At 45.8% G+C, this 20572-nt stretch carries 17 protein-coding genes; 8 read left to right on the top strand and 9 right to left on the bottom strand.

Annotated features, from left to right (window positions below; translation table 11 throughout):
• Positions 1 to 53 precede the first annotated feature (53 nt).
• From FJD32_RS05580 to FJD32_RS05565, 4 genes are all read left to right on the top strand, one after another.
• Positions 54 to 1178, top strand: coding sequence for an OmpA family protein (locus FJD32_RS05580; protein ID WP_069454411.1), 1125 nt, complete (start codon positions 54 to 56; stop codon positions 1176 to 1178).
• A 248-nt stretch (positions 1179 to 1426) separates the two neighbouring features.
• Entirely contained in the window at positions 1427 to 2383 is a 957-nt protein-coding gene (tal, locus tag FJD32_RS05575) for a transaldolase (RefSeq protein ID WP_037421238.1), read from the top strand.
• 20 nt (positions 2384 to 2403) lie between these two features.
• Complete coding sequence (pgi, locus tag FJD32_RS05570) at positions 2404 to 4041, top strand: glucose-6-phosphate isomerase (protein ID WP_037429612.1); 1638 nt, start codon at positions 2404 to 2406, stop codon at positions 4039 to 4041.
• A 216-nt stretch (positions 4042 to 4257) separates the two neighbouring features.
• Positions 4258 to 4443, top strand: a complete 186-nt coding sequence (locus FJD32_RS05565) for a DUF3545 family protein (RefSeq protein WP_037421244.1) — start codon at positions 4258 to 4260, stop codon at positions 4441 to 4443.
• An 85-nt stretch (positions 4444 to 4528) separates the two neighbouring features.
• Here the strand turns inward: FJD32_RS05565 and FJD32_RS05560 are convergent, their stop codons facing one another.
• The 4 genes from FJD32_RS05560 to FJD32_RS05545 all read right to left on the bottom strand — a co-directional run bounded on the left by FJD32_RS05560 (position 4529) and on the right by FJD32_RS05545 (position 8542).
• Positions 4529 to 5065 (bottom strand): hemerythrin domain-containing protein, encoded by a 537-nt coding sequence (locus FJD32_RS05560; RefSeq protein ID WP_055648477.1) that lies wholly within the window; start codon positions 5063 to 5065, stop codon positions 4529 to 4531.
• A gap of 213 nt (positions 5066 to 5278) precedes the next feature.
• The gene (locus FJD32_RS05555; RefSeq protein WP_099457632.1) at positions 5279 to 6007 is read right to left on the bottom strand and encodes a hypothetical protein; all 729 of its coding nucleotides are present in this window, start codon (positions 6005 to 6007) and stop codon (positions 5279 to 5281) included.
• Positions 6000 to 6602, bottom strand: coding sequence for a sigma-70 family RNA polymerase sigma factor (locus tag FJD32_RS05550; RefSeq protein ID WP_011717976.1), 603 nt, complete (start codon positions 6600 to 6602; stop codon positions 6000 to 6002). The genes FJD32_RS05555 and FJD32_RS05550 overlap by 8 nt, the downstream gene beginning before the upstream one ends.
• A 44-nt stretch (positions 6603 to 6646) precedes the next feature.
• Positions 6647 to 8542, bottom strand: coding sequence for a VWA domain-containing protein (locus FJD32_RS05545; protein ID WP_099457631.1), 1896 nt, complete (start codon positions 8540 to 8542; stop codon positions 6647 to 6649).
• Between the two features lie 225 nt (positions 8543 to 8767).
• Here FJD32_RS05545 and dauA point away from each other — a divergent pair, with 225 nt between their 5' ends.
• The 4 genes from dauA (at position 8768) to FJD32_RS05525 (ending at position 13789) form a co-directional block, all read left to right on the top strand.
• The gene (dauA, locus tag FJD32_RS05540) at positions 8768 to 10528 is read left to right on the top strand and encodes a C4-dicarboxylic acid transporter DauA (protein ID WP_037429656.1); all 1761 of its coding nucleotides are present in this window, start codon (positions 8768 to 8770) and stop codon (positions 10526 to 10528) included.
• Positions 10529 to 10783: 255 nt separating this feature from the next.
• Positions 10784 to 11275, top strand: coding sequence for a 5-(carboxyamino)imidazole ribonucleotide mutase (purE, locus tag FJD32_RS05535; RefSeq protein WP_037421257.1), 492 nt, complete (start codon positions 10784 to 10786; stop codon positions 11273 to 11275).
• Positions 11275 to 12372: a 5-(carboxyamino)imidazole ribonucleotide synthase gene (gene purK / locus FJD32_RS05530; protein WP_140906993.1), complete on the top strand. Its 1098-nt coding sequence runs from the start codon at positions 11275 to 11277 to the stop codon at positions 12370 to 12372. Before purE ends, purK begins: the two co-directional genes overlap by 1 nt.
• Positions 12373 to 12526: 154 nt before the next feature.
• Positions 12527 to 13789, top strand: a complete 1263-nt coding sequence (locus FJD32_RS05525; protein ID WP_037421263.1) for a sensor domain-containing diguanylate cyclase — start codon at positions 12527 to 12529, stop codon at positions 13787 to 13789.
• Positions 13790 to 13840: 51 nt separating this feature from the next.
• Here FJD32_RS05525 and FJD32_RS05520 read toward each other — a convergent pair whose 3' ends face one another.
• The 5 genes from FJD32_RS05520 to FJD32_RS05500 all read right to left on the bottom strand — a co-directional run bounded on the left by FJD32_RS05520 (position 13841) and on the right by FJD32_RS05500 (position 20376).
• The gene (locus tag FJD32_RS05520) at positions 13841 to 14458 is read right to left on the bottom strand and encodes a lipoprotein (RefSeq protein ID WP_037421266.1); all 618 of its coding nucleotides are present in this window, start codon (positions 14456 to 14458) and stop codon (positions 13841 to 13843) included.
• A 156-nt stretch (positions 14459 to 14614) separates the two neighbouring features.
• Complete coding sequence (locus FJD32_RS05515; protein ID WP_037421270.1) at positions 14615 to 15076, bottom strand: hypothetical protein; 462 nt, start codon at positions 15074 to 15076, stop codon at positions 14615 to 14617.
• Positions 15076 to 16725, bottom strand: a complete 1650-nt coding sequence (gene gshA, locus FJD32_RS05510) for a glutamate--cysteine ligase (RefSeq protein WP_047536893.1) — start codon at positions 16723 to 16725, stop codon at positions 15076 to 15078. Before gshA ends, FJD32_RS05515 begins: the two co-directional genes overlap by 1 nt.
• A 236-nt stretch (positions 16726 to 16961) precedes the next feature.
• The gene (locus FJD32_RS05505; protein WP_140906992.1) at positions 16962 to 19811 is read right to left on the bottom strand and encodes a pitrilysin family protein; all 2850 of its coding nucleotides are present in this window, start codon (positions 19809 to 19811) and stop codon (positions 16962 to 16964) included.
• A gap of 139 nt (positions 19812 to 19950) precedes the next feature.
• The gene (locus FJD32_RS05500; protein WP_140906991.1) at positions 19951 to 20376 is read right to left on the bottom strand and encodes a YqaA family protein; all 426 of its coding nucleotides are present in this window, start codon (positions 20374 to 20376) and stop codon (positions 19951 to 19953) included.
• Between the last annotated feature and the right edge of the window lie 196 nt (positions 20377 to 20572).

Genomic DNA, 20572 nt, shown 5'->3' with positions numbered 1-20572 from the left:
TAGCAATGTTTTGCTTAAAACCCGCAAAGCATATTGGTGGAGAATCATAAACAATGGACTTAGAAAAAATGATGAAGAATACATTAAAAGTAGTTTTACTTACATCAATGCTTCCACTTGCTGCCAGTGCATCTCAAGAGTTAACTCCTTGGTATGTTGGTGCAGGTTTAGGCGTTAATAACTATGAACACATTGCAACTGATAACGGCGATGATAACCCATACGCATGGGATATTTTCGCAGGCTATATGTTTAATGACTACTTTGGTGCAGAAATCGGCTATCGTGATCTAGGTAGTGCAGATTGGACCTATGCAGGCATTAGCAATGATGCAGATGTAAAAGGTGCAACTCTTGGCCTAGTTGGCGTATGGCCACTAGGTAACCGTTGGAGCCTGTCTGCTGAAGCTGGCGCAATGTACTACACCTTAGAAAACAACCAACGCGTTGGTAACGTATTAACTTCTTACAGCGAAAACGACTTCGCACCATATTTCGGTGCAGGTGTTGGCTATAACTTCACTGATAACCTGAAGTTACAAGCTAAATACCGCCGCTATGAAAACTTAGATGATAACGCTGGCGCTAACGCTATCGTTCCAGTAAATGCTGACAGCAACTATTGGGGCTTAGAATTAAGCTACCGTTTTGGTACTCCAGCAGCAGCGGCTCCTGTAGCTGCCGCCGTTGTTGCAGCAGCACCAGTTGACTCAGACAACGATGGTGTATACGACGATAAAGATCAGTGCCCAGCAACGCCTGCAACTCACAAAGTTGACTCTGTTGGCTGTACTATCTATGAAAACGTTAAAAAGCAAGAAGATGTAGGTTCTATCCAGTTTGCTAACGATTCTGCAGTAGTGAAGAAAGAGTACTACAAAGACATCGAAAGACTGGCTAACTACCTGAACAAGAACCCAGAATTCACTGTTGAAATCGCGGGTCACGCTTCTAACGTAGGTAAACCAGAATACAACATGGTTCTGTCTGACAAGCGTGCTGACGCTGTTGCTAAGATCCTTGTTGAAAAATATGGCATCAGCCAAAGCCGCGTAACTTCTAACGGTTACGGTATCACTAAGCCATTAGTGGCTGGTGACTCTAAAGAAGCTCATGCAGCTAACCGCCGCATCGAAGCCATCGTGACAACTACTGAAAAACAACCTGTTCTGAAGTAATTGCACTGTTAAGAATAAAAAAGTCGCTGCTTGCAGCGACTTTTTGTTTTTAAGGCATCGACACTATCTAACCTGATGGCGCTAAGACTGATTAAGTGGCACTCACCACTATGTTCAGCAAGAAACGATGTAGTTTTACCATTTTTGTAATTTTTTTACATTGATGGTTGGAAAAGTTGGCAAAATCGCTTCTAATAGTCATCAGTTCATTTCTGAGTTTTGACCGCTATCTGAGAAGGATGTTTTTCATGGCAAATACATTAGAGCAACTCAAGTCATACACTACTATTGTGGCCGATACTGGCGATATTGAAGCAATTAAGCGCTATCAACCAGAAGACGCAACCACTAACCCATCACTCATTCTAAAAGCCGCTCAAATCCCTGAGTATAGCGCTCTAATCGACAATGCTATTGCATGGGCTAAATTACAAAGTGCTGATATTGAGCAACAGATTGATGATGCCAGCGATAAACTTGCAGTGAACATTGGCGTGGAAATTCTGAAACTGGTTCCAGGCCGAATTTCAACTGAAGTGGATGCCCGCTTATCCTTCGATAAAGAAAAATCCATTGCAAAAGCGCATAAGCTTGTTCGTCTATATCAAGAAGCAGGAATAGATAAATCTCGCATTTTGATCAAATTAGCCTCAACTTGGGAAGGCATTTGTGCCGCCAAAGAGTTAGAGCAAGAAGGCATCAACTGTAACTTAACCCTATTATTTAGCTTCGCTCAAGCACGTGCCTGTGCTGAAGCTGGCGTGTACTTAATTTCTCCATTCGTTGGCCGCATCCTCGACTGGTACAAAAAAGACACAGGTAAAGACTATGACGCAGTAAATGATCCTGGTGTCGTTTCTGTAACTGAAATTTACAACTACTACAAGCAGCATGGCTATAACACGGTAGTCATGGGGGCAAGTTTCCGTAATATCGGTGAAATCATCGAATTAGCGGGTTGTGACCGCCTGACTATTGGTCCTTCATTACTCGAAGAGCTAGCAAACTCTCAAGTCGCTATTCAACCTAAACTCATTCCTGCCAGCACTACAGTTGCTGCGGGTGAGCCTTTAACCGAAGCGCAATTCCGCTGGGACTTTAACCAAGATCCTATGGCCGTTGACAAGCTAGCAGAAGGCATCCGTAACTTCGCCATCGACCAAGGCAAACTCGAAGTCATGCTCAAGGCTAAACTGGCAAACTAAGTATCTTCGGAGACGATTCGATGACTATCTTGACCCAAAGCACAACATGGAAGGCATTAGCAGCCCATAGCCAGCAGATCCCGCATATGCGAGAACTCTTTGCAGGCGATCCTGCACGCTTTAGCAACATGTCGCTTTCTACTTGTGGCTTATTTTTAGATTATTCAAAAAATAGAGCAACACCTGAGACTCTCAACTTGCTGCTGACACTGGCGCAAGAAGCCAAGCTTGACGCTAAAATCAAGGCGATGTTTGCCGGTGATATCATTAACACCACCGAAAAACGTGCCGTTTTGCATACCGCACTACGCAGTACCGCGGACCAATCCATCATTGCCGAAGGTCAAGATATCGTTCCTGAAGTACAGCAAACGCTGAACAAGATGCAGCAGTTTGTCACTTCAGTCACCTCAGGACAGTGGAAAGGCTACACAGGCAAAGCCATTACCGATATTGTCAGTATCGGTATCGGTGGTTCATTCCTTGGCCCTAAAATTGTTTCCCAAGCCTTACGCCCATACTGGATAACAGGTCTCAATTGCCATTTTGTTGCAAACGTCGATGGCACCTCGATCAGTGAAAAACTCAAGCTGCTCGATCCTGAAACCACGCTTTTTATCATGTCGTCTAAGTCTTTTGGTACACAAGAGACGCTGACCAACACCTTAACGGCCAAAGCGTGGTTCTTAGCTAAAGGTGGTTCACAGTCCGATGTCGCGAAACACTTTGTTGCCGTGACCTCTAACGTGGCAAAAGCAACTGAGTTTGGTATTGATGCCGCTAATATCTTCCCTATGTGGGACTGGGTTGGAGGTCGCTATTCTCTGTGGTCTGCCATTGGTTTACCCATTGCTTTACTCATCGGCATGGATAACTTCCGCTCCCTATTAAAGGGTGCGCACCAAATGGATACCCATTTTGCCACTGCGCCTTTAGCGGAAAATATGCCCGTCATCATGGGACTATTCTCACTGTGGTATGGCAATTTCTTTAATGCTCAAAGCCATGTGGTATTGACCTACGATCATTATCTGCGCGGACTTCCTGCCTACTTCCAACAACTGGATATGGAAAGTAACGGTAAATCAGTCACGCTCAATGGTACTCATGTGGATTACAGCACGGGTCCTGTGATTTGGGGCGGCGAAGGCACAAACGGTCAACACGCTTACCATCAGTTGCTGCATCAAGGTACTGCATTAATTCCTGCTGATTTCATTATGCCGCTGCAAAGCCATAACCCTATCGGTGAACACCATGATCAGTTAGCCTCTAACTGCTTTGGACAAACTCAAGCACTCATGCAAGGCCGTACCTTAGATGAAGCGCTGGCTGAATTGAGCAAGAGCAACTTGAGTGATGAAGAAAAGTTACTTATCGCCAAACACAAAGTCATGCCGGGCAATAAGCCAAGCAACACTCTGTTAATGGATAAGCTGACTCCAGAAACCTTAGGCGCACTGATTGCGCTCTATGAGCACAGAACCTTTGTCCAAGGCGCCATTTGGGACATCAACTCCTTCGACCAATGGGGTGTTGAGCTTGGCAAAACCTTAGGTAACGACGTCCTCGCCCGTATAGGTGCAGATCAAGAAGCGACTGCGTTAGATGCTTCAAGCAATGGCTTAATCAATCTTTATCGACGGGGCAAAATCTGATCGAACAAAAAGCCAGCAATTGCTGGCTTTTTTATTGTATCTCATTAATAAAATAAACATTTCAAGAAGCAACCACCACTAAAGTGATAGTTAAGATCAATGACATATCATCCAAATTTCATTTCAAGTTAACACAAATGAAACATAATTCTTGCACCCTGTTTTGAAAATATGTTATTTAATCGCTGACAAAACATACAACAACAGGAGGTTACCATGGATCGTTTAGATTATGGTTGTGCGCTAGATGAAGTTGTAGAAAGACCCGACCGCTCGCGTGGTGCTAATAAAAAGCGTAAGTGGCGCGAAATCGAGGCGTTAAAGGACAAACATCGTTTACTCAAGGAACTGCAAGAGATTGATAACAACTTTGATTACGATATAGACACCATCCAGTTGTAACCTGCTGTTTTTTTATTGACAGGATATAGAGAAAAAGCGCTTATGGCGCTTTTTCTGTTTTTACCCTTCAGATGACTTACAACCCCTAATCGGACGCTTTTAAATAGGAACGTAAGTCATCAAAGGCTTGCTGCTCTCGGTCAAGGAATAGCGGATCATCAATTAACGATGCTTGGCATTGTTGTTCAATCTCCTTCCAATCTTGCTCGGTTAAAGACTTCGCAAGTAAGGGGAAAATCTCCCGCTCTTCCATCTGCATATGTTTTTCTTGTAAGTCAACATATTCGGCAAAATCGGCAATCAGTTTATCCCTTGCGACAACAATGTCACTTAATATCAGGTTTAAAGTATTCATTAATGCCGATGAAGCCGCAGTCACAACTTGGTGCTCGGCACTTAGCTTGTCGATGTCATCATTCGCCTTATGTGCCAAATAATAAGCATAAATAATATCTTCAACGGGGTGATGGCTACGCTCAGCATATCCTTGCATATACTCAACGATGTCTCTCACAACAATAAAATTAATCGCCTCGCCTTCAACTAATTTCATCTGTTTATTTTTCAAGACATTCAATAGCACTGCTATATGTTTATGATCATGCATGAGTCTTTTGAGCATATCGCCTCCTGAACTTAGGACTGACTATTGATACTAGTCAAGTCGTTTATCAATATCCAATATAACAGGCGAGTTCCTGTGCACTTTATGACCATGATCAAGTAATTAACATTACGATCTGTAAAAAGTGTCCTAGATTAATACGACAACGTTAAGAATAAGATATTAATATCAGTGAGTGGCCTTAATGAGACCAGCCCACTGATTTACGCTTTATTTGCTCACAGAATGAAGCTGATGCTGTAAAGCTTTAAATTTCTCAATTGCCTTTGTGCCATCGGTAGATTCAGCATTGGTTTTAGACAACTCGGGATACTGCTTCACTAAACTTTGCTCAAGAGCTAAGGCTTCCTGTATTTGCTTCGAGTCTATTAACGCCTGCAAACGTGTTAACGACGCCATCAACACATCTTTATCACGCAGCGCAGCTGCGGCTACATCACTTTGAGGCAATGCACGCGCCCTTTGCGATAATGCTTGAGACTCTGCTTGCTGATTTTCCGGGGCTGACATCTTAGCTTCGGCCCTCATCGCTTCCCTTTGCCTACTTTGTGTTGCGGCATCTTCCATTCTCGCTTGACGCGCCATTTCGGCTTGCTGATCAGCGTGATCTAACGGTGCTTGAGCGGGCATGGGCGCCCCCATAGTCAACGCTGCTGGAGCGGCTAACTCCTCCTCAAAATAGCCTCTATTCAGTACGATTAAACCCACAACCAGCACTAAAGAAGCTGCGCTCGATAACGCCCATGGGAAACGGCGCCACACAGGCGTAGCAGCAGGCTTTAGCTGGCTCACATTCATTTCAGCCAAATGAGCTTGTGATAGGCGCAAAATATCTTGGTCGAGCCGCTCTGGTGGCATTTCCAGTGCTTGCTTGTGATACCAAGCAGAGACTTCCTGACGTAGTGCCTCTTCTTCCGATGACAGAGTGGAATTACTCATGACCAACCTCCTGCCATTTAGCATTGACACAATCTTTTAAGCTTTGATACGCGTAGCGAATACGGCTCTTGGTCGCTTCGAGTGTCACCCCCGCAATATCGCTGATCACCGCTGCGGTAAAGCCCATTTCGATATTGAGAATAAAGGCCTCTTTCTGCACTTGGGGTAACAGGGCAATACAGGTCTTCAGTAACAGGCTCTTTTGCGTTTCCTGCCAATGTACATCGGGTTGTTCCTGCTCCGCTCCCACAAAGGTATCTAGCCCTTCCTCATTATCATGGCTAACTAAGTCGACGGGTTTGACAGCTCTGACGTGGTCAATCAACAGATTATGGGCAATCCGATAGAGCCAAGTATTAAACTTAGCACTCGGCTCATAATTGGCGGCGGCACGGATCACTCGTCCCCAGGTTTCTTGATATAAATCTTCGGCTAACTGTTTGTCACCGAGTTGGCGCACAAAGTAACGGTACAAGGCGCCTTTGTGTTTGAGATAAAGCTGCTCAAACGCTTTGCCATCGCCTTTGGCATAGCGTTGCATTAACTGTTCATCGGTATGCTCATGGGCATGCATTTGCGGTATCGCCAGGGCCATGGCAGCTCCCTAATGGTTAACTAACTGAAACATAATAATTTGGCTCATTGTTGATGCGGTTTATCCTCGGGCGGGAAAGGTTTATCTCCGACATCAAAGGATTTTTTGATTGCTACTCGCTGTGTTTGTGCAAGTGCCGCAGCAGTATCGACAAGTTGCATAAACTCATGTCGGTAGCCGCTGGTATCTTCCCCCAGCGCAGAACGTGTGAGCGCACTAAGCTTATTATAATCAAATTGATGCAAATAGTGGCTTTGATTCAGCAACTGTCCTAATCCTGCCACTGCAGCGGCAAAACGAAAATCATCACTCGCCTGCGCTAATGAGTTTACCCTTTGGTGGGCACGGATTGGATAACTCAGTAACTGGCTCTGAGTCGCATCCGGTAGCTGATAACGTAATTTAAGATAGGCGATTTCGTCGCGGCTATATTTTTCATTGCCAGTCTTGGAATTATAGCCATAGCGAAGTTTATCATTAGCCAAATTACCCGCATCAACATAGCGAAGCTCGTAAAGCGCCGTGACGGTATGCCCTGCGCCTATTTCGCCCGCATCCACCTTATCATTATTAAAATCCTCCCGCGCGAGGGCACGGTTCTCATAACCAATCAGACGATACTCGGCCACAAGGGCGGGATTAAACTCGACCTGCACTTTCACCTCTTTGGCTATGGTGAGTAAAGTTGCACTTAACTGTTCCACCAGCACTTTTCTCGCCTCATTGAGGGAATCGATATAGGCATATTGTCCATTGCCTTTATCGGCTAATTGCTCCATCAGATGGTCATTGTAGTCACCCATACCAAAGCCGAGCGTCGTTAGCCCAATGCCCAGTTGCTTCTGCGTGCTAACCAAATCGATTAATTCATCGAGGTTGGTCGTGCCGACATTAAAGTCGCCGTCGGTCGCAAGTATCACTCGATTAATGCCGCCTTCAACAAAGTGCTTTTTCGCAAGCTGATAGGCAAGCTGAATCCCCTGTGCCCCATTGGTAGAACCACCCGCACTGAGCTGCTCTAACGCATAGTTAAGGGTTTGACTGTCGTTACCCGCCGCGCCATCTAACACAACTCCAGCGGCGCCAGCGTAGACGACAATCGATACCTTATCCTGAGCATCCAGTTGCTGAGTCAGCATTTTCAAGGCAGTTTGCAGCAGAGGTAATTTATCGGGCGATGCCATCGACCCTGACACATCCAGCAGAAACACTAAGTTACTGGCGCCGAGTTCGGCTTTACTCTGCTCATATCCCTTCAAACCGATGCGAAGTAACATCATGTCATCGTTATAGGGCGATGGTGCAAGCTCAGTCGTAACACTAAAGGGCGCCTCATTTTTACCCGGCAGTGGATAATCATAGGAAAAATAATTCAGCATTTCTTCAACCCGCAGAGTGTCCTTCTGTGGTAAACGCCCTTCCTTCAACATTCGTCTTAAGGTCGTGTAACTACCAGTATCGACATCGATAGCAAAGGTGGAAACCGGGATTTCCCCCGCAACCATGATGCCGTTTTGCACTTGTTTCTCAAATCGATTGCGCTCAGGTGGCACTGACCCAGACCAATCGCCGTTTAACGCGGGCGCCGCACTGATACTGGCCGCAGGTTGAGCGATATACGATCGCCCCTCAGCATTCATTGTTTGCAGCCTAGCTAACGAGGCTTGCTCCTGTATGGCGATTGCAGCATCCAATTGCCGATTGGCCTGACGCTTGGCACTTTCCTTAAGCTCTGCGCTTTGCTTAAGTTCAGCACTTTGCTTTAGCGCTGCTTGTTGCTCCGCGGCAATTTTTGCTTGAACTGCTAATTCAGTAGGGTTTTGCTGCTTCGCGGATTTATCACTGCAAGCACTCAAGCCTAATAGTACAGCGACTGTTAATCCCGAAACAACAAAGCTTAAATGCGTTTTATGGCGAAAGACTGAAGATGGATATCTCATGATAGTGACCTAGTGATTGTGACCCCAATGGTTGATATCCCTATAAACGCAGCCTAAGCACAAAAGGGTTATTTGATAAGAGAAATCGCCACACTCACTTTGCCAAGCATACTATTTATTAAAAACAAAGACATTTAAGCGTCTTTTGCAACCATGATCACACAAGAACATTCTTCTGGACTCTAGAATAGAGCCTTGTAATAAGCCGCGTTTATGGACCCACTCGTGTCACACTCTGCTCATTTGTTTTCATTAAGAATTGCCCACGCCCTTAGCGAAGCGTGCGTAAAAGATAAATATTCGTTTAAACGTTTTGGACAAGATCTCATGGCGGGTCTGACCGTAGGGATCATTGCGATACCACTGGCAATGGCACTGGCGATAGCCAGCGGTGTCGCCCCACAATATGGCTTATACACCGCCATTGTCGGTGGTTTTATTATTGCCATGACAGGAGGCTCCCGTTATAGCGTCTCGGGACCAACGGCCGCCTTCGTCGTCTTACTCTATCCCATCGCCCAACAATTTGGGTTGGCGGGACTGCTGATCGCTACCGTCATGTCTGGCATGATGCTGGTTGCCATGGCGATGTTAAGACTGGGTCGATTAATCCTATACATTCCTGAATCGGTCACCTTAGGCTTTACCGCAGGGATTGGGGTGGTGATAGCAACCTTGCAGCTAAAAGACTTCTTCGGTCTGCATATAGAGCACATGCCAGAGCAATATTTTGCCAAACTCATGGCACTAGGTCAGGCATTGCCTGCACTTCACCTACCAAGCTTATTAGTGGCTGCTGCTACCTTAGCCACTATGCTACTCTGGCCTAGATTAAAAATCCCAGTACCAGCCCACCTTCCGGCCATCGTTTTGGGCAGTATTCTCGCTTTAGTGTTAAATGCTATGGGCGCTGATATTGAGACCATAGGAACACGTTTCCATTACCAATTAAGCGACGGCAGTGTCGGCACAGGTATCCCCGCGGTTCTCCCCCACTTTGAATGGCCTTGGTTACAAACTGGCGCCAATGGTCAAACCTTTGAATTTAATCTGGCCACTTTTCAAGCCTTACTCCCCGCCGCCTTCGCGATTGCCATGTTAGGTGCCATAGAATCGCTGCTATGTGCCGTTGTGCTTGATGGTATGACAGGCAAGCGCCATAGCGCGAACAGCGAGCTTCTCGGCCAAGGGATAGGCAATATTATCGCCCCCTTCTTTGGCGGGATCCCAGCAACCGCGGCGATTGCCCGCAGTGCGGCAAACGTTAAAGCGGGTGCTCAGAGTCCGATCGCATCGATGATCCATGCCATAGTGGTCTTGGTTGGTTTAGTCGCGCTCGCAGGAGTACTTGCCTACTTACCTATGTCGGCCATGGCCGCATTATTACTGGTTGTAGCTTGGAATATGAGTGAAGCCCCAAAAGCAGTGCACTTACTGAAAACTGCGCCCACCAGCGATATATTGGTGTTTTTAAGCTGTTTTTCACTCACGGTGATATTCGATATGGTGATCGCCATCAGCGTGGGGATTATTTTAGCCGCGCTACTATTTATGAAAGAAATCGCGGAGATGACCAAGCTGTATGATATCAGTAGCAACAAGCGTTATATCGATCAGCCTCTGCCCGCCGACTGGGCCGTGCTCAAAATTAATGGCCCGCTATTTTTTGCCGCTGCCGATCGTATTTTTGCCGAAATAGCCAGCCTCACTCAAGATAAACAAGTGATTGTACTTTACTTAGATGGGGTATCGATTCTGGATGCAGGCGGTCTTGCAGCACTCAATAAACTGATTGAAAAATGTAAGCATAACCATACTAAGTTGATTATTGCCGATTTGCAGTTTCAGCCCATTCGCACCCTTGCAAGGGCTAAAGTGCAACCGATTGAAGGGATACTGAAGTTTTATCCTACCCTGCGGGAAGCCTTAGCCGAAGCGCCATCATTTGAGCATATCGTCGAATCTAATCCAGCAGCAACCCACTAATTGCAAATTGATATTTTATCCCCAACGCACAGTATCTACGTTGGGGTATAGGGTTTATTTAGGCCAATTCAACGAACACTTTATCCATCCTAAAGGCACTATTTTTACGCGCAAAAAACGCCAGAAATCGGGCTTTACATGGTATTATTCTGCGCCATGATGCTCCCAGCTCTTACAGGAGCCGCGAACATCGACTGTACCCAGACCTGAAACAAGGTCGAAATATAATTAAAATTAGTGAGTTAAGGAGTTATCATGCAAGCCCTTGTTGCTGTTGTTATGGGTTCTAAGAGTGATTGGCCCACAATGGAAGCCGCCGCTGAGATCATGGATAAACTGCAAGTGCCTTACCATGTTGAAGTTGTATCAGCCCATAGAACGCCAGATAAGCTGATGGAGTTTGCAGCCGGAGCCGCTGACCGTGGTTTTAAAATTATTATCGGTGGCGCGGGCGGTGCAGCTCATTTACCCGGTATGATTGCCTCAAAAACTCGCTTACCTGTATTAGGTGTACCAGTACAAAGCAAAGCGCTATCGGGCATGGATAGCTTACTGTCTATCGTGCAGATGCCAAAGGGTATCGCCGTAGGCACACTCGCCATCGGTACCGCTGGAGCCTTTAACGCTGGTCTACTCGCCTGCCAAATCTTAGCCAATAACGATGCAGATCTTGCCGCACGTTTAGAAGCCTTTAGAGAAGAACAAACCCGCGCAGTACTGGACAATCCCGATCCGAGGGAAGCCTAATGACCCAAGAAAATGCAAAATCAAAGGTTTGGGTGTTAGGGAATGGTCAACTCGGCGCTATGCTGACCCACGCAGGCGAGCCACTGGCTATTGATGTTCGCGCCGTCGATATCATGACGCCAACCGATGAAATCCTGCCGCTGGCGCCTCAGGATATTATCACCGCCGAACGCGAGCAGTGGCCCGAATCAGCCTTAAGCTTACAACTCAGTAGCCATCCGCATTTTGTTAACGGCCCAGTATTTAGCCGTTTGGCCGACCGTTACTGCCAAAAAAGCTTACTCGATCAGCTCCAAGTCCCAACGGCACCTTGGACACTTGTCGATGATAAGACCAACGTCGAAAACTTGTATCAAGCCTTTGGCCCACGCGTGTTGATGAAACGTCGCACGGGCGGTTACGACGGTAAGGGCCAACATTGGCTCAAACAAGCTGAAGCGGGTGACATCCCCCAAGATTGGCGCAACTTAGCCATTGCCGAACAAGCAATCAACTTCGATGAAGAAGTCTCCTTAGTCGGCGTGCGTACCCGTGAAGGTCAATGCGTGTTTTATCCATTAACACTCAACCTGCACCAAGATGGCATTTTGATGGCCTCAATTTCGCCACTGACTCGTCTGAATCACCTGCAAGCGCAAGCGGAAGGCATGCTGAGCGCTATTATGCATGAGCTGGAATATGTCGGCGTAATGGCGATGGAATGTTTCCGAGTTGGCGATAAGCTGCTGGTTAACGAGTTAGCGCCGCGGGTACACAACTCAGGCCATTGGACCCAAGCGGGTACCCATATGGATCAATTCCAACTGCATTTAAGAGCTTTGTGTGGGATTGCGATTCCGCAGCCACAGGTTAACTTTCAATGCGTGATGGTCAATCTGATCGGTATTGATAACGATCCTCGCTGGTTAAGCTTGCCTAATGCTGAGCTCTATTGGTACAACAAAGAGGTTCGCCCAGGCCGTAAAGTCGGGCACTTAAATCTTTCAGTGCCTAATACTAGCGTGTTAACAGATAGTATTGGCGCGTTGCAAACTTGGATGCCAAGCCAATACCAAGCGCCCCTTGCGTGGATTTTAGCCGAGTTTGCTAAAGCCTAACCGAGCAGCGCAACTCACTGATAAGGGAATATATTTATTCCTTTATCAGTGAATTTATCAACTTCGTTATATACTTATTCTTACTCAGCGTGAATGAGTTAGTGATGTGGCGATTCAATCAGACTAACCGGAGCACGAATAAAGGAACTGCCGAGTGAAATTAAGGGATAATTTTAAACGTAAAACCATTGACCGCTTAGACTATCGCTATCACCTCTTATTGTTGATTGTACCGATAGTGCTTTTCGTTTTATTGTTCGTTTTTAATGCTCCGACAGAAGGCTGGACTATTCTACCTCTGCTGTTTGTGTGCCTTATCTATGTCATTGCCTACAGCTTAATCTACTATCTCCACCAAGGGCGTTTAACTCGCCTATGGCAACATCTAGAGCAAGTCGTGAACATTAACGATGCCATTTACGAACTTGCCCACCTGTCGAGTCAGTATAAAAATGAACATGCATTTCTCGATGCCCTGTTGAATAAAGCCGTCTGTATTATTAACGGTGCAGAAATGGGCAGCATTATCAAAGTCAATGAAGATAACCATAGACTGCATTTCGAGTCAGTAGTTGGACTCGATCTTAACAAGCTAAAACAATTGAATTTCTCCCTTGAACAATCCTTCGAGTATCGACTCACCAAGGGTAAATGTGACCGTGTAGTCGTTGTGGATGATATGAAAAATATCAATGCCGCAAGCACGCTAACAGATGAACAGCAACAGGTGCTGCTTACAGCAGCCAAGCAACCGATACGCTCCACACTCTCAAGCCCAATACGGATTGATGGCAAACTTTACGGTATGCTGAATCTCGATAGCAGTAGTGTTGGCGCCTTTAACGACTACGACCGTAATTTGGTCTCTATTCTTACCCACGAGGCCAGCAACGCCATTGCCCTGTATCAAAAGTCATTACAAATCACTAAACTCGCCAACTTCGACAACTTAACCGGACTCTATAACCGTAAAAACTTCGAAGATGCCCTGCAACATTGGCAACCTAAGGCTCAATTAGGCAGCTTTTTAGTGATCATTGATATGGATAATCTCAAAATTATCAATGATCAACAGGGACATCAGGTCGGCGATGTGGCAATAAAAGAAGTCGCTAAAACAATCCTAGGTTTCTGGAAACACAAAGGCATTATCTCTCGGTTTGGTGGCGATGAGTTTGTCGCCCTATGCCATGGCCCGCTTGAATTACTCGAAAACGATCTGGATGCCATGCGCCTTAAGTTACATCATGAGTCGCCGCTAAATCTCAATTTTAGTGTAGGCATCGCCCCTTACGATAATGATTGGGCTAAGTCTTTTAAACAGGCTGATAATGCAATGTATGAGCAAAAGCGCGGTAAAAAACAGGCCGTTAATGCACTCGAAGCCATAGCGGCTAATAATCAGCTGCCGCAATAAACATTCGGCAACAGCTTATAGTCAATAAGCTCCTCGTACATGGGCGCAAGGTTAATCAAAAAATAGTCGCCATAACCAAGAAGAATCTAAATCCTCCTTGCAGGTTTTATACTGAGCCGCATAACGTTTGGCTCTATCATCCACCTTAGCTGCAACCTTGACTAACCAAGCCTTAGACTTATAAGAGCCTCGACGATAACCTCCCCAACCTTCGTGGTAATTGAGGTACTGCGCCTTCGCATCCCATTTAGAAATTCCATTGATTTTATTGGTCTTGTAAATAAACCAGCCCATAAAATCCATGGCATCATCAAAATTACTGCGCGAAGACCAACTATTACCAGTCTCGCGAACATAGTCATCCCACGTCATGGATTTGGCTTGCGCATAACCATAGGCATCACTGGCTCGGCCAATGGGAATAAAGCCTAAAAAGTACTGCATAGGCGGCGCCGCATTATGTTTAAACGAGCTTTCTTGATACATCATTGCCAGAGGCACATGCACGGGTACGCCCCATTTATCGCGGGTATCCTTAGCGGCCTCGTACCATGAACGATGTTCTTGAAAAATATCGCAAAGGTTGTCAGGAGATTTTGGCGGAGAAGTGGCGCAACCAGACAGAAAACCTATGGATGCACATAACAGAGTTGTCGAAAGCCATTTCATTAAGCGCTTGTTCTCCAAAGAAGTAAAACTTGCCCATCATCGCACAGTGATAGAATGAGGCAAAGCACCAATCCTGTTTTTGGCGCTAAGATCACCTTCGCGCCTATTTCCAGGTCATACTCATTAACAGAAATGACAATCCATTGTTAAAACGAACTATTTTGTTTCAGGACTTAAATCAAACTGGCATTCATGATTTTCTTGTTGCCACACACCAGGCTCCCAATAGTTGGTATCTTTACCCATGTAGCGTTTATCCGTGTGGAATAATGCCCCTATGTGGTAACGCTGGTGCCCTTCGACCACTAACGTAAAGGTTTTTGGCGTTCGCGCGCTAAGGGACACCCCAAGGGATGGAGCATCAATTAACTCGGCAACGGTAAACTCATATTCCCCAGGTGCTAATTGATAATTAGGCTTTGAGACCACAGGCTTACCATCTAGATGAGTCACCACCACTCGATACCAATGGGTACTAGCATCGGGTTGTAAATAGCCCGATACCGTACCACAACTTAAATCATCTTCAGGGGATGAAGCGCAACCTGAGAGTAACGCAGTAGACCCAAGCAAACTGGCAGCGAGAATAAATGTCCGCATCTTCACACCTTGACTCATTAGGCTGGCGCGCCGAAATAGTCAGTCAGATAATCATCAAAGGATACCGCACTTTGCGCCGCTTCGATGTCCGCTTGCTTGTTAAGCGATGCTTGTGCCTCAGCTTGATAATCGCTGACAACCTCAGCTGATAAGGGGTAATCCATAAAATATTGATGATATTGCTGTGCCAATGACATCACCCACTGCCCATGATCTTGCCCCTTGGTTACCAATTGCTGAAGCACTTGGCCCGACAAGGTTTTTTGTGGGTCATTTACAGCTTCACGCCAATGGGCTAAGGCCACTTGGTAATCGTGTTTATCACCATCGAGTAACTTAGCCAATGAGTCCAAATGCTCAAAGAGATCCAAGAGCCACGTCTGCAATGGCCGCGTACCCGAATCGGTCATCAGTTCAAGCCCTGGTTTACGGCCTTCAAGCACAACTGACTTTAAGTTAGCACTTAAACGAGCTTCCTCTGCCGCATCTGATTTAGGAGAATCTGTTAATAAACAATAGAGTAAGAACAAGTCGAGGAAACGCACTTGGCTAGCCTCAATCCCAATCGGGCTAAAAGGGTTCACATCTAATGCACGTACCTCAATATATTCCACCCCTGCGCGGGCAAGGGCTTCAGAGGGTTTCTCACCACTTTTTGTCACCCGTTTAGCGCGGATAGGCGAGTAAAATTCGTTTTCAATTTGCAGCACATTAGCATTGAGTTGACGATATTCACCATCCACCTTGACGCCAATATTGGCAAAATTTGCCGATGGCATCTTAATTGCCGCTTTAATCCCCGCCAAATACTCAGGCAGAGAATTATAACTAATATTGAGATCTTCTTGCTCTTTATTGGTATAGCCCAAATCGCTCATCCGTAGCGACGTTGCATAGGGTAAATACAGTGTGCCGCGTCCCGACTTTTCAAAACGTAAATCGGTCTTTTGACCCTTGATAAATGAGCTACACAACGCTGGAGAGGCGCCAAACAAATAAGGCAACACCCAGACCAAACGGCGATAATTGCGGATAAGTCCAAAGTAAGACTCGGAGATAAAATCCTCAAAGCTCAAGCCTTTATCGCTCAGTTCATAGAGGCGTTGCCACAATTCCCGCGATACCGAGAAGTTAAAATGCACCCCAGAAATAATCTGCATCAAAGCGCCGTAACGATAAGTTAAGCCCTTACGATACAAGGTTTTCATCTTACCCGTGTTCGACGTACCGTACCGAGCAATGGGGATATTCGCCTCATCTTTTACATAGCAGGGCATGCTCACGGGCCAAAGACGCTGACCATGCAAATGCCGCACACTATAGGCATGGGTCTGGGTCAAGCCTTGCAATAGCGGCTCAACCTGATTATTCACCGGAGTAATAAATTCAAGCAGTGCTTCACTGTAGTCAGTTGTAATACGCGAGTGAGTCAAGGCCGACCCTAACTCGATGGGGTGACCATCTAGCGCAAGGTAGCCAGATTCATCAATACGTAGCGCCTCACGCTCAATTCCACGTTGCATGCCAAGGAGTGCGGCACGCCCTTGAGCGTCCGAGAAATGTTGTACTAATTCATTGAATGGCTTCAATTTGCGCTTCTCTGATTGGTGGTTCGCTATCGCGACAAGGTTAACAGTCAGACCTTTATTTTGAGGCTTATCTTTCAAAATACGCCTCAAAATAAATCTAAACCTGTCCATGGGGCAAGCCAAATTACATTCTTCTGCGATTAAACGCAGACGGTGACAGCTAATGCTGTCACCGCCATACACTTTAACGCTTTAGACAACAGCCACTTTGTGCTGCACGATTAACTTGTCTGCAATTTATACCCAAACAACCTAAAGAGGTTGAAACTCGTATCTTTGGGTTTGTTAGGTATATATAAGGCCAAAAAGCTAATTTACAATACTAAAGTTTCAATTGGATAGCCTAAAGTTGCCAAATCCGCTTCAATTTTAGCCTTGTCACCCACAACCAAGATGATCATTTGTGAGATATCTAGCTCGGAAGCCGCGAGGGCATTGAGTTCATCTTTTGTTACAGTATTTATAATTTTGTCCTGCTCGGTAGTAAAATCTTGGCTTAATTGATAACGCTGAATCATCCGCATAAAACCCGCCTTCTGATAAGGCGTCTCATAATCCAACGCCTGCCCTTGGGAAACCGAGTTTCGCATAAAGGTCAGCTCCGCATCAGTCATCCCTTGCTGCTGATAAGCTTTGATTTCTTTAATAAACTCATTTAAGGCTTTAGCAGTTACATCAGTACGCACATCGCTAGAGGCGATAAACTCCCCCGCTTCACCCGCTCCCGAGAAGCTTGTACGCGCGCCATAGGTATAGCCCTTATTCTCACGTAGGTTAAGGTTAATACGACTATTAAAAGCCCCCCCTAGAGGGTAGTTCATTAGATACGATTTAAAATAATTGCCTGTTGCATCATAGGGTAAGGCGCGTTTCGCAATATTGATCACCGACTGGGCAGCGCCGGGTTTATCAATCACATAAATAGTGCCCCCTTTAAGTGCAGGGAATGATTTTAGTGGCGGCAATACACTGGCCTCACCTTGCCATTGACTTAATCCTGCAAGTTTTGGTAGCAATGCGCTTTCAGGCAGATTTGCCACAGTAATAATTTTGGCATTAGCACCACGATACTGCTCGGCGTAAAATGCCTTCACATCCGCAAGTGTCAGCGCGGCTACTGAATCTAACGTTCCCGCATCACTCACCCCAAGGGCGTTATTGTTACCATAGAGCAAGCTATACAGCGCAGCATTGGCCTGATAGCTAGGATCAGACTGCATATGTTGAATTTGCTGTAATTGTTGCTGCTTCACGCGAGTAAAATCGGCCTCATCGAAGGCTGGCATAAATAGCTTTTCTTCTAAGATGGCTAAGGTTTCATCCAAATGCTCGGTGAGTGCTGAAACTTTAATCGTGCTTTGATATTCCGAAGCACTAAAATCGACCGTACTACCTAACATCTCAAGCGCCTGTGACAATTGTTCACTGCTACGCTTTTGGGTCGATTCATTGAGCATTTCCGCAGTTAAGCTTGCCAGTCCCGCCTTTTCGACGGGGACGAGTCGATGACCACCGTTAAGATAAATCACCAACTCAACCGTTGGTGTCTCGGCGCTTTGAGTGCCCATAACTTCAATGCCATTGGCTAACTTACTGGTCCAGATTTGCGGCACTTTCAGCACAGGCGCAGCCCCCGTTGCGGGCATTTTTGAACGATCAAAGCTTGAAACCAATTTAGCGGTAGGTAATTCACCTTCAACCGCCGTTTGGGCGACCGGCAGCGTTTGGGCTGTGAAGTTATCGGGATGGGCAACTAAGGCCTTCATACCCTGTGGCACCACACTCATCACCACCATAGGTTTGTCTTTGATGTATTTTTTAAATACGCGCATCACATCGTCTTTAGTGACATTAGCGTAACGAGCAAGGTCAGAAGCTATTTTATTCGGCTCACCAAACAAGGTTTGATTTAGCGCCAAAGTCGATACTTTTCCTTTGACGCTTTGCAGACCAAATATGCTATCGGCCTCAAACTGGACTTTCACTTTTTGCAAGTCTTCGTCGGTCACGCCGCGCTGCTCGAACTCATTAATAGATGCTAAGATCCGCTGCTCAAGCTCAGCAAGCGTCGTCCCTTTTTGTGGATTAGCTAGGGCGTAAATCGACATCTGGCATGCCAACTCCTGACAGGGTTGGCTCACGCTGGCCTGCACTGCATAACCATCCTTCACCAGATTTTTATAGATTAATGAGGTTTTCCCCCCGCCTAAAATATTGGTTAATAAATCCAGCGCAGCCTCATCGGGATGACTGGCATACACGGTCGGAAACCCTATACGGATCAGCGGTAAATGTACGTTATCTTCCATCGAAATATAGCGGGTCTTATCAAGCGTAACTAAGGTCTTAGGTTCGGACTGAACCTCTGGGCCTCGGGGGATTTCGCCAAAGTATTTATTTACCCAAGCTAAAGCTTGCTGCTCATCAAAATCGCCACCAATCGTCAGCGTGGCATTATTAGGGCCGTACCAGCGCTGGAAAAAGTGCTTAACATCATCCACTGTGGCGCGGTTAAGATCCTCTGGCCAGCCAATAACAGGCCAGGAATATGGATGTCCAACTGGAAACATAGCTTGATTAAAACGCTCGCTCATTCGGCCATAGGGTTGATTATCAATCCGTTGAGCGCGCTCATTTTTTACCGTCTCGCGCTGCACTTCAAATTTCTCACTGGTCAGCGCTGGCAATAAAAAGCCCATACGGTCAGACTCAAGCCACAGCATTTTTTCGAGCTGATTGCTAGGGACAGTCTCAAAATAGTTGGTTCTATCAGTATTAGTGGAACCGTTAAGCATTCCACCCGCCTCGGTCACCACCTCAAAATGCTGCTCATCGGCAACATGCTCTGAGCCTTGGAACATCATATGTTCAAATAAGTGGGCGAATCCTGAGCGGCCGGCCAGCTCACGGGCTGAGCCGACATGATAAGTCACATCAACATGCACTAGAGGATCAGAGCGATCCTGATGCAAAATTACGGTAAGGCCATTAGCAAGCTGATATTTTTTATAGGGAATACCGACTTGTGAATCTGTGAGTTGCACATTTTCAATTAACCTTATACCTGTAGGTATTTGGGTTGAAGTTTCAGAGGCACAGCCTGCAAGTGCAGCGGAAATCGCAACCGCTAGTATCCATTTTTTCAAAGTATTCCCCTTATACATCAATGGGCTAAAAATTAGCTCAGCTCAAAACCTTTTATCCATAATCACTTAAGACGCTTAAATATCAGCAAAGTTCCAATTAATACAATGACTTCCTTTACTAAATCCCGCCCTTTAACCGAACAACTGCGTTAATAAATCAACCAAGCCAGTGTAATGTCACTGCAGCTACCATAAGATAACGAACTGTTTTACCAATAAAAATCATGCTCAACGCGGGTAACATGGGTAGCTTTAACCAACCCGCAAGTAAACATAATATATCCCCGATAATCGGTGCCCACGACAGTAATAAGGACCACACGCCATAACGCTCGATAAGTGTTAAGGCTTTGACATGTTTGCCTTCACTCAATGCCTCTGGGGACTTAGCAAACCGCCCTAAACGTCCAAGATAAAAACTTGTCATCGCCCCTAAGGTATTACCAATACTGGCTACAGCAACTAATACTAACCAAGCTTGCGGGGCTTTATTTAACAGGGCGACGAGCAAAACTTCAGATCCACCCGGTAACAAGGTGGCCGCCAAAAAAGCTCCCGAAAACATGACAATTAAGTCCGACATAAAAACTTACTCTATGAAATTAATAATTTTTTACATTAAATATTGGGTTACAACCTTGACGTTAAAACGATGTAAAAACCAACTGTTTCACAACAAACTCATTTATCACAATAAGTTATAAGAAAATCGGTTTGTTATAACCCTGTCACTGCCGATACAATGCCTTTAATGGCAGAAATTGTCCTGTACCTGACGC

Source organism: Shewanella sp. LC6 (genome assembly GCF_006385735.2).
Lineage (GTDB): Bacteria > Pseudomonadota > Gammaproteobacteria > Enterobacterales > Shewanellaceae > Shewanella > Shewanella xiamenensis.
This window is presented reverse-complemented; position numbering and strand designations above follow the sequence as displayed.